The organism is Paenibacillus sp. P4_A7, assembly GCF_056402455.1.
Genome location: NZ_JBFUHJ010000149.1, coordinates 1 through 11,997 on the forward strand (window position 1 = coordinate 1; position 11,997 = coordinate 11,997).

The window sequence follows — 11,997 nt, forward strand, 5'->3', positions numbered from 1 at the left end:
GTTGATTGGCGTGCTTATGGGTTTGAGGTTGTAGGAATGGCTCATAACGGGGCAGAAGCGCTGACAATGATTGAAGCTATACTTCCCGATATTGTATTCACCGATATCCGTATGCCAGGTATGAATGGTCTGGAGCTAATCAAAAAAGGACGCGAGCTTCCGCACAAATCGCAATTTATTGTCGTAAGCGGCTATGCAGAATTTGCCTATGCGCAGAAGGCGCTCTCTTATGGCGCGCTTGCGTACTGCCTTAAGCCGTTCGATGAACAGGATATTATATCAATCCTAAGCAAGTTTAAGAAAAATAATGAAGCACAACATGAGGCAGCTGAGAATCCGCTTCAATTATTTTTGGAAGAACCAAACGAAACGAATCGCGATAAGCTTACACACAAGCTCGAACAATATGGAATAATGGATGGCTTTAAAGATGGAGTTGGCCTAATCGTCTGTTCTACTATCGGTAATGAGTCAGTACAGGCTTCAAAGAAGTATTTGCAGGTTAAGATCGGAAGATCAAAGTCTCTGTATCTCGTGGCATGGGCTCAATTGGAGGCAACAATTCATGAGATAAGCAAGGGGATGCCTGATCGAATCCGTGGAATTGGCGTAAGTGAGAAAATAACAGAAATGGAGAAGCTAAAGGAATCGGTTGAAATCGCGAATTCATTAGCTGATCATTACTTTATTACTGGAAAAGCAGCGATATTTCGCAAAAAAAATCCGATACGCGAGCCTTTTAACGAAATGCTGAAGAGTATTGATGATGCTATTCGAATCGGTGATATAGCTGCTGCGAATGTTGCTTTTGATCAAGTACTTGTCCTGTTCGGAGAAGGCAGTCTGACTATGAGCCATGCGCTCCAGCTTTATAATATCGTACTTTCATTCATGTACCAGTTTGGAACAGAGCTGTCCGATAAGATGTTATATAGCAACGAGCTGCTACTTGCTTCTTTTGGCTCCCTATCTGAAATGATACATTATTTACGTCAAATTGTAAGCAGATATATTCTTGAAGCGACCGAATACGTCTCACAAGAGATTTGCAATGAAACCTTTAGAGCTATTCTGAACTATGTGAATCAAAACTACATTCAAGATATAACGATACAGAGCTTATCACTCAAGTTTTACACAAACCCTAGTTATATCAGTCAATTATTTAAGAAGGAAGTAGGTGAGACGTTTACAGCATATATCGCCAAATTACGCATTACCTATGCCTGCAAGCTGCTTGGCAATACTAATTTAATGGTGGGTGAAATTGCAGAAAAGGCGGGATATCAGGATTATTTCTACTTCACAAAAATTTTCAAAAAAGTTGTTGGTATCACACCATCAAGGTTCCGTGCGGAGATGAAGCTCGCGTAGTACATCTATTCGGTTTTCCGCAGCAGAAGAAAAATACAATGTGAAAATTGAAATCATACGGACACCCCAATTCGTTTCTAACGGATGGGGTGTTTCTTTTATTAGAGGGTATACCTGTCCACTGTGTAGTAGTATGTAAAATTTTTAGATTATCTATCGTTAATTATTATGAAATTTGTTGGACCCTATAGTGTAAGTCTTTTATGTAGAAAAAGTATGAATTTGTACAGATACCTCGCTTTAAACCAATCTCTTATAATTAGTATTATAACTGAATGTAATCGCTTTCAAACGTTGCTCCAATACTTATACATTAGGCGATCATTCATTTGATTTTGGTAAGGAATGTATCCAAAAAATGATATCAAGGGGGAAAGAAGAATGAAGCGAAAGTTATTAACGTTTATGCTGGTTATTGCATTGTTTACGGTATTTACTGGGTGCTCGAAAAATTCCGGTTCCAATGCGCCTAAGGATKAGCCAACACCGGCTCCTACAACTGAGACAGCCGAAGAGACAGCAACTGAAGCGCCACCTTCAACTGCACCAGTAGACGAGAAGATCGACTTCAAAGGCGGAACGATCCGCATCGGTCAATGGTGGGGAATGGAAAACTATTTGAACGAGGAAGAGAAAGAAAAGCAGAAAAAAGCAGAAGAGAAGTACAATGTTAAAATTGAGTATGTAACGGTTCCTATTGACGAGCTTGTATCCAGAATCATTACAACATCCGTTGCTGGGACGCCTTTTGCTGACGTTGTTATGATTCCGACGGAATGGGCGCTTCCTAAGTTGGCTTCTGAGGGTTACATTCGCGCTATTGATGACATAGCGGATTTAACAGACCCTAACTGGAATGCAATGATGCTCAAGGCTGGTAAGTACGACGGTAAGCAATACAGCTTCACCGACAAGGATAACAACGGTTATGGTCTTTACTATAACAAAACGATGATTGAAAAATTAGGCGTAGACGACCCATATGTATTACAAGAAAAGGGCGAGTGGACTTGGGATAAGTTCCTAGAGTTGACTAAAGCTGCTACGAAGGATGATAATTTCGGATTTGCACCTTACGGTGGTGATGCTACCATGGCAGCAAACTCGTTCATTTATTCCAATGGCGGAGCTGTAACGAAGGATGACAAAATCACTTTTGACTCACCGGAATCTTTAGAAGCTATTCAGTATGTATCTGATCTATACAATGTTCATAAAGTTATCGGTGGAGATTTTGGCAAAGGTACAGCACTATTTATGTCTGGAGCTCGATGGGCTGCTCTTGATTTCAACGGCTCTATGGCTGATGACTGGGGCTATGTATTCTTTCCAAAAGGACCTAAAGCTACTGAGTATGTAGTGCCTATCACTGTTAACATGTGGCATATGATGGCTGATGTAGAAAACCCTAAAGCTGTTATGACGGTTTGGAAAGAGCTTTATGAAAGAGACCCAGAAAAAGCTGCTGACAGCGTAATTCGTGGAGAAGAAGCTAACTTTAGAAATGAAGAAGGCTTGAACACTCTTCGTCAAATGCTTGGTAATGGTACTGTAATGCAGTACTACGCTTACGAAGGATTCCAAGGCTATTACGGTGAAGCAATTAAGAACATCATGGCAGGAACAGGTACTCCTGCAAGTGAACTTGCTAGAATTAAACCGCTAGCTCAGGCTGCAATTGATGTAACATTGAAGAAATAAATTCTGGTTGCATAAAACGCTGTAGCACCCCAATTGATATTGGGGTGCTGCTCTTAGGCGGGAAGGGGGATTCCATGTGGCCTATGTCAATAAATATGGAATAGTCAAGGTGGTACTTTTAGTGTCTTTATGTGCTGTGTCTATCCTGCCCCAGGGCTTTCAAGCGGATGACAAGTCCACAGTAAAGGCAGCCTCAAAAGCTTCTAATGTAATCTCTGATGAGATGCTTGGTAGTAAGGCTGAGGATGGATATGATCAATATTTAATCAAACATAAGAATGCTTCTAGACCTGATCAAGAGATCCTTATTCCAGGAGAAGATTATTCTAATGTTGTAGACATGGAAGCGAATGTCGTTAAAGACATTGGGGGAATGACCGGCAGTGCGGTTGAAACGGATGAAGTAGGAACTATTTCATGGGATTTTAATGTATCGGAAGAAGGTTTCTATAATATTGCAGTACTTTATTATCCGCTTGAAGGTAAGGGCGCGGATATTGAACGGGAATTGCTGATTGATGGAGCTTTACCTTTTGCTGAGAGTAAAAACATGGTGTTCACGAGAGTGTGGACGAGCGATGGGGAAGCTGGAGTAGATGAGCGTGGCAATGACACGCATGTTAAACAGGTTGAATTTCCTATGTGGCAGGAAACTTATACTAAAAGCGCAGATGGTCGTCATAATGATCCCTATTTGTATCACTTTACACCAGGAAAGCATACCATCACCTTAGTTTCCATGAAGGAAAAGATGCTGGTAAAGTCAATAAAGCTGAATCAAGTTGAACAAGCGAAAGATTACGAAGCAGTTGTCGCTGAATACGAAGCTAAGGGCTATAAAGACGCGTCGGATTTTATGCTCAAGATTCAAGGGGAAAAGGCAACTTTGAAGTCAGCGCAAGTTCTTTATCCGATGATGGACCGCAGCAGTCCGGCTGTCGAACCTTATCACGTTTCCAAAATCCGCCTCAATACAATTGGGGGTGTCAACTGKGCGAAAGCGGGACAATGGATGACTTGGGACGTAGAAGTGCCAGAGGACGGACTTTATAATATCGGTATTAAATATTTGCAAAGCTTTAAAAGAGGTATAATTTCTTACCGTAAGTTGTATGTTGACGGCAAGATTCCATTTAATGAGGCTAAGGAGATTCCTTTTGGTTTCTCAACTGGCTGGCAAATGAACGAGATTGGTGACGGGGAAATCCCATACCAAATTTATTTGACCAAAGGTAAGCATGAGATCAAGCTTGAAGCTTCACTCGGTGAAATGGCAGTTTTGTTGCGAACGGTAGAGTCCAGCGTACTGGATCTGAATCGTATTTACCGGCGCATTATTATGGTCACCGGAACGGTTCCTGATGGAAATCGGGATTATCAGCTTGACAAGAAAATTCCTGAGCTACTTGATGTATTTAAAGAACAAATAGAAGTATTGAACGCTATTGTCGCCCAAGTAAAGCAATTGTCTGGAGGCGCAGGTGATCGTACGGCTTCCTTAACACGGCTCATTTATCAACTGCAGGAGATGGTGAATGATCCTAATACGATTGCACGCCGATTGGGAACATTCAAATCGAACACTGGCTCGTTAGGGGAATGGATCTATACCTTGAACAATATGCCATTATCGGTGGATTATATCGTTGTTGCTTCTCCTGATAAGAAAATGCCTAATCCTAAAGCGAATGCATTCAAAAGAATGAAGCATGAAGTGGGCTCATTCTTCGCTTCTTTCTTTACCGACTACAATTCACTCGGAGCGTCGAAGGAAGGTCAGAAATCCGTTGAAGTTTGGATTACACACGGAATGGACCAGGCAAAGATTTTAAAGAGGTTAATTGATGAATCGTTTACACCAGAAACTGGAGTTGCAGTTGATATCAAGGTTGTTAATGAAGGCGTTTTGATGCAAGCAATGCTGGCGGGACGTGGACCAGATGTTTCATTCTCGGTTGCAGATGATAAGCCAGTCAATTACGCTTTGCGTAATGCAGTGGAAGATTTGTCAAAGTATCCAGGGTTTGACCAGGTGACGCAGCGTTTCCACGAAAGCGCGTTGGTACCCTTTCAGTTTAATGGGGGAACCTTTGCTCTGCCGGTCGATCAGACTTTTCCGGTTTTATTTTATCGCAAGGATATTCTTAATGAGTTGAATTTAGCCATACCACAAACCTGGGATGACGTCTTCGAGATGATTCCTGAGCTTCAGAAACAAAATTTATTATTCGGTTTCCCTCTTGTTGCAGCAGGTGCGACTGCCGGAGGTATGGGTCTTAACGCAACTTATGGCACGTTGCTGTATCAGAACGGTGGTGAGGTGTATCGCGATGGCGACAAAGCTAGCGCCTTAGATTCCGAGATATCAATCAAAGCGTTTATGGATTGGGCGGAATTATATACGACTTATAAGCTGCCGGTCACGACAGACTTCGTCAACCGTTTCCGGAGTGGTGAGATGCCAATTGCAATAGCTGGCTACTCAGAATTCAATATGATGGACGTCGTAGCGCCGGAGCTGAAAGGGCTGTGGGATTTAGCTATTGTTCCAGGACTTGAAGGACCGGATGGAACGATACACCGAGAAGTGCCTGGCGGTGGAACGGGTATTGTAATGCTAAAGGATAGTAAGCATAAAGCGGAGGCTTGGTCCTTTATGGATTGGTGGACCAGTACAGATGTGCAAGCGAAGTATGGTCTGGAAATTGAAGCAGTTCTTGGTACTGCTGGACGTACTGCGACAGCTAATCTAGAGGCCGTGGCTCGTATTCCTTGGCAAGTTAAGCAATACAAAGTTTTAATGGAGCAGTGGCAATGGGTTAAGGGAGTCCCTCAAATTGCAGGCGGATATTTCACAGGACGTCATCTTGATAATGCGTTCCGTAACGTTGTTGTTTCTAAGGGTGACCCACGTGAAGCCATAGACAATTACACCCGATTTATTAATGAGGAAATTACGAAAAAACGCAAAGAGTTCGGCTTGCCAAACTAGAGAAAGGGGGCGGTTGCATTGTCCGACCCAAATCAAGCAAGCATTATATTGCAGGTCCCAGACAAATTACCTAAGCCGCTCAGCGAGAGGCGAAAACAGCTTAATTATCTGCGGAGTGAGATGATCAAGAAACGGCACGGCTATTTGCTCCTTGCGCCATATTTCATTCTCTTCTTTATCTTCACCGCCTTCCCAGTCCTTATGGCTTTCGGACTTAGCTTCACGGATTTTAATGTACTTGAAGCGCCAAGCTGGGTTGGTTGGGATAATTATGCAACCTTGTTCGTTAAGGATGAAGTGTTTCTAATCGCTTTGAAAAATACGTTATTATTCGCAGCTGTTACCGGACCGATCAGCTATATCCTATGTTTCTTTCTTGCATGGCTCATCAACGAATTGTCGCCTAGAATTCGGGCAGTTATTACGTTGCTATTCTATGCACCTTCCATCTCAGGAAACGTCTTTTTAATATGGCAGGTTGCCTTCTCAGGCGATTCATTCGGCTATGTCAATGCTTTCCTGATGAAATGGGGATTTATAATGGCGCCGATACAATGGCTTTCAAATCCCAAATATATGCTGGCGATTATTATACTAGTTCAGCTTTGGTTAAGTTTGGGCACAGCCTTCCTTGCTTTTATAGCTGGATTGCAGGGCATGGATATGACACTAATTGAAGCTGGAGCAATTGATGGAATAAGAAATCGCTGGCAGGAGCTTTGGTTTATAACACTACCATCACTTCGTCCGATGCTGATGTTTGGTGCGGTTATGCAAATTACTTCTTCATTTGCAGTTGCTAATGTGGCAACGTCCCTTGTCGGGTTCCCAAGTCCACAGTATGCGGGACATACGATAGTAACACATCTAGTCGATTTCGGTACGATTCGTTTCGAGATGGGTTACGCTAGTGCCATCGCAACCGTATTATTCGGTGTTATGCTTGGATCTAACTTGCTCGTGCAGAAGTTGCTTCGAAAGGTTGGTGATTAGAGAGCATGAATATTCGATTTAGTTTGCGTCGAGAGAAGAAGCTCAATCGGTCCCTTCCTGTTGATCTAGCTTTATTTGTTTTCTTAGCAGCAATGGGTTCTTTCATGGCAGTGCCTTTCGTTTACATGATTAGCACTGCATTGAAGCCATTGGATGAAATGTTCCTATTTCCACCAACATTTATTGTGCGCTCTCCAACGCTTGATAACTTTTATGACTTAACCCTTATTTTTTCTAATGCTTGGGTACCGATATCGCGCTATGCATTTAACACTATATTTATTGCTGTAGTCGGAACGGTTGGGCATGTTATCTTGGCATCTATGGCGGCTTACCCGCTGGCCAAGCTGAAGCTTCCAGGTGGCAAAGTCCTATTTACAATTGTTGTCTTGTCCTTGATGTTCGCTGGTCAGGTGACAGCAATTCCCAACTATTTAACGATTTCTTGGCTTGGACTATTGGATTCATACTGGGCGCTTATATTCCCAGCACTCGCAACGTCACTTGGCTTGTTTCTAATGAAGCAATTTATGGAGCAGATTCCCGATGCTTTAATTGAAGCTGCAAAGATAGACGGCGCGAGTGAGTATCGTATCTTTTGGACGATTGTTATGCCAATAGTTAAGCCTGCATGGCTTACGCTGATCATTTTTGCCTTTCAAGCCTTGTGGTCGGGCGGCGGAGGGCAGTCCTATGTGTATAGTGAGCAATTGAAAACAATGGATTATGCGCTTAGCCAAATTTTGGCCGGAGGATTTGCTCGTTCTGGTGCGATGGCTGCTGTTTCATTACTTATGATGATTGTGCCGGTTTCGATCTTTATACTGACGCAAAGTAGCGTTATGCAGACGATGTCTACATCAGGCCTGAAAGATTAATAGAGAAAGGGGGGAGCGCAATTGGCGTCCATAAGGGGCATTGCATCATTTCTTATCCTTATGAGCTTCATGATCGGCTTCGCTGTTCCGGCTCATGCTGTTCCGGTTTATTCCCTTCCTGATTATGGATATAACTATTCATACTGGAAACAGGCAGAGCCAGCACCGTACCCTTATTTGGCTGAAAAGCATGTGTACGGTTCAGAACTTGGAATTGGTAATTTTAATGTTCCGCAGGATTTATTCGTTGCCGATGATCGTCGGATTTACATTGCTGACACGGGAAACAACCGCATCGTTTCTTTAGATGAGAATGGTCAGCTTATTCGTACGATAGATGGCTTTGACAATGGCGGGAAGAAGGAAGTATTCAACAAGCCCAATGGTGTATTTGTAAGTCCTGACCATATTATTTATGTGGCGGATACGTACAACAACCGGATTGTTAAACTTACCAATGAAGGTGAGTTCATCGAATCATTCGGAACTCCTACTTCCAGCATCATTCGAAAGGATTTTCAATATTTCCCTYTGAAAGTAAATGTCGATAAGTTTGATAGGATCTACGTAATCGCACAGGGTGCTTTCGATGGGATTATGGAGCTTGACTTTGAAGGTAACTTTAAAGGATATGTTGGAGTGAATAAAGTTAAATTTAGTCCAATTGATAGATTTTGGAAGCAATTTTCAACCAAGCAGCAGTCAGAGAAAATGGAATTATTCCTGCCTGTTGAATTCAGCAATATCGATGTCGATGATCGTGGTTTTATTTACGCCATATCCGCTGAGGCCAATTCGGATACACCGATCAAACGCTTCAACCCTGGTGGGGATGACATATTGCGCCGAGAAGGATATTTTAATCCGAAGGGTGACATTGGGCTACTTACTTTCACAGACATAGTAACTAGCACAAGGTTTAGAGGTAGCTCTAGATTCATTGATGTCCTTTCTGATGAAAGCGGGATGTACAGCGGTTTGGATGCGACACGTAATCGTATCTTTACTTATGATCATGATGGCAATCTCCTCTATCAATTCGGAGGAATCGGAACGCAGTCGGACAATTTCCAAAAAGCAGTTGGGTTTTCGATGGTTGGAGAGAAAGTAGCCGTACTAGATAATGAGATGAATCGGTTGACATTTTTTGCACCGACACGCTATGGACAGCTGATTCGAGAAGCTGTAAAAGCTCATTATGCGGGTAAGGTAGAAGAAGCGGAAACGGCTTGGAGACAAGTACTTCAACTGAACGCTAACTTCGATATTGCTTATATTAGTATGGGGAAAGCGGCTCTCAAAAAGGACGAAACTAAGCTGGCCATGGAGTATTTCGAACATGGAAATAACCGTAAATATTATTCCGAGGCGTTCAAACGTTATCGAAAGGAATTTGTATGGAATCATTTCGGAACGATAATGATGATCTTAATTTCCGCAGTTGTACTATTTGTTGCGGGCCGTATGTACTGGGCTAGAAGAAAACCGAAGCTTTATTTTGTAGAAACGGGTATTTTAAAAGCTCCATTCTATACGATATTGAGACCGTTTAACGGCTTCTATGAGATGAAGTTTGAGCAGAAGGGCAGAGTGAAGATTGCGCTGTTCATTGTAGGCGCACTCATCGTAACGATGATTCTGAAGCGCCAATTCTCTGGATTCGTTGTCAATACCAACAGGTTGTCAACCCTGAATAGCATTGATGAGCTTATGTATATCGTGCTGCCGTTTGTATTGTTTTGTGTGGCCAACTGGTCACTTACAACACTTATGGATGGAGAAGGAAAGTTTAAAGAAATTATTATGGCTGTCGGTTATTCACTACTGCCGCTTGTCATTTTGTATCTCCCGCAAATCATATTCAGTAATATGATTACGAAAGAAGAAGCAGCTTTCTATTATCTAATTGATTCGATTGCTATTGCTTGGACACTATTCCTGTTGTTTGTTGGCTTGATGACTGTTCATCAATACTCTATTTTCAAAACAATTTTAACACTATTCCTCACTGTTATTGTGATGATATTTATTGTTTTCCTTTGTATTCTATGCTTCAGCTTGCTACAGCAGGTCATTTCATTCGTTATTTCAATCATTACAGAAATTAGGGCAAGAGCGTGAGGAGGTACGTGCATGAGTAAGATAAAAAAACGGCTGACGATCATGATAGTATGCTGTCTTATYGCAGCAGTATCTCTAAATGAGACTCTATTTCGTAGCCAGACTGAGGCTGCTGTCAATGGTCAGCAGGTGAACAAAGATAACCTTGAAGTGACCGTTTCTTCCGTAAAGACTCTTCCCGATGGCATAAGCATGATTGCTGAGAATGAGCATCTTGAGCTTTTACTGGATAAGAAGACGACCGCGGTCAGTGTGAGGGAGAAGCGTAACGGTGAAATATGGACGACAAACCCAATTGATAATGATAAAGACGCGATTGCTTCGGGTATGAACAAAACGAACCTGGCTTCGCAAATGATTATCTCGTACATCAACGATAAAGGGCATGAATCCTTTATTAACAATTTCGATGAGAGCATTAAGAAAAATCAATTTGAAATTTCTCTCATTGATAATGGTGTCAAAATTAGTTATGAAATCGGAAGCTCGGAGAAAGGGCTAAGCTCCATTCCAGCAGCAGTTACGAAGGAACGGTTTGAAGAACGAATTTTGAACAAGATTGAAGATGAAAAGGTTAGAAATAAACTTCGTACTCGCTTTTTTTTCAATGAAGAGAAGCAGCAGTATGAACGAAAAAAAATGCAAGATTATATCGTAAAAGACGTTGTTGCGATTCTAGATTCCATTGGCTATACAGCCGAAGATGCGCAAGAGGATAACGAGTTAGCAGATGGTGGAGAAGCGGTAGTAAATGCCGCACCCAATTTTACAATACCTATTACGTATCAGCTAGATGGTGATAATCTCGTCGTTCGAATTCCAACAGAAGAGGTTAAGGATACGGAGTCGTTCCAACTTCACACCTTGCAATTGCTGCCATTTTTCGGAGCGGCTGATCAAAACCAAGAAGGGTATATATTTGTACCGGATGGTTCAGGAGCACTCATTAATTTGAACAGCGATAATAAAGCAGCACGTGCCTATGAAGTTCCGCTTTATGGTATGGACCAGACGCCCTTTAAGAGGGAGACTCTAGTACAGCCTACACAGATTTCAAGATTTCCGGTGTTCGGCATAAAGCATGATAACTCCGCTATGTTTGCCGTTATTGAACAAGGGGACGGACAGGGAACAATCACTGCGGATACGAGCGGAAAGCTGAATAGTTACAATCGTGTAGGTGCCAAGTTCCAAATGAAGGACATGGAATTCGTCACATTTGGAGCAGGATCAGTTAGGAAAGCAATTCCCAAATTCTCAGAGATGTATGATGATGGCATTCAGATTCGCTATGGATTTTTAGCGAATAGTGCGGCAGATTATATGGGGATGGCTAATTATTATAGAGACTATCTGATCAGTAAATACAATCTGACTCGTCAAACAAGTGGTAGTGATACGCCATTCGTTCTGGATCTGATCGGCTCGATTCCCGTCCGCAAAAACTTTCTCGGTATTCCGTATCAATCTGTTGAAGCGGTGACAACCTATTCACAGGCAATGGAAATACTAGACTTATTGCAACAACGAGACATATCCGACATTCAGCTTAAATATTCAGGATGGTTTAACAAGGGCGTTCAGCATTATTTCCCGAAATCAATCAAACTAGATAAAGTTCTTGGAGGCAAGAAACAGTTTGAGAAGTTATTGAACTATGTTGAGGAAAAGAATGTCGAATTGTATCCAGATGTTGCTTTTAATCGGGTATACGACAATGGAAAGGGCTTTAAACCTTCGAGAGATGCTACGCGTTTCTATGATTGGAAAGAAAAGTTTGGCTTGGGTAAAGATATGGTATCAACGAATTCTCAATTTGGGCTGTATTATTTACTTTCTCCAAGTAAAATGAGTGGTGTCGTAAAGGGCTTTTTGAAGGATTATGAGAAATACGATATAGGTGGAGTTTCTTTACGTGACATGGGAGAGGACTTAAAC

At 42.1% G+C, this 11,997-nt stretch carries 7 protein-coding genes; all 7 read left to right on the forward strand.

Features of this window, described 5'->3' with window-relative positions; genetic code table 11:
- Positions 1 to 1,374: response regulator (locus tag AC1DWN_RS17840; protein WP_477560255.1), on the forward strand; the 1,374-nt coding region annotated here is incomplete at its 5' end.
- Between the two features lie 381 nt (positions 1,375 to 1,755).
- Positions 1,756 to 3,075 (forward strand): ABC transporter substrate-binding protein, encoded by a 1,320-nt coding sequence (locus AC1DWN_RS17845; RefSeq protein WP_477560256.1) that lies wholly within the window; start codon positions 1,756 to 1,758, stop codon positions 3,073 to 3,075.
- 76 nt (positions 3,076 to 3,151) lie between these two features.
- Positions 3,152 to 6,067 (forward strand): extracellular solute-binding protein, encoded by a 2,916-nt coding sequence (locus AC1DWN_RS17850; RefSeq protein ID WP_477560257.1) that lies wholly within the window; start codon positions 3,152 to 3,154, stop codon positions 6,065 to 6,067.
- Between the two features lie 18 nt (positions 6,068 to 6,085).
- Positions 6,086 to 7,060, forward strand: coding sequence for a carbohydrate ABC transporter permease (locus AC1DWN_RS17855; protein ID WP_477560258.1), 975 nt, complete (start codon positions 6,086 to 6,088; stop codon positions 7,058 to 7,060).
- Positions 7,061 to 7,065: 5 nt separating this feature from the next.
- Entirely contained in the window at positions 7,066 to 7,938 is an 873-nt protein-coding gene (locus AC1DWN_RS17860; protein ID WP_477560259.1) for a carbohydrate ABC transporter permease, read from the forward strand.
- A 21-nt stretch (positions 7,939 to 7,959) separates the two neighbouring features.
- Positions 7,960 to 10,059 carry a YIP1 family protein gene (locus AC1DWN_RS17865; protein ID WP_477560260.1) on the forward strand — a complete coding sequence of 700 codons (2,100 nt, stop codon included), beginning with the start codon at positions 7,960 to 7,962 and terminating at the stop codon, positions 10,057 to 10,059.
- Between the two features lie 12 nt (positions 10,060 to 10,071).
- A partial coding sequence (locus AC1DWN_RS17870; RefSeq protein ID WP_477560261.1) for a DUF5696 domain-containing protein occupies positions 10,072 to 11,997 on the forward strand: 1,926 nt, incomplete at its 3' end.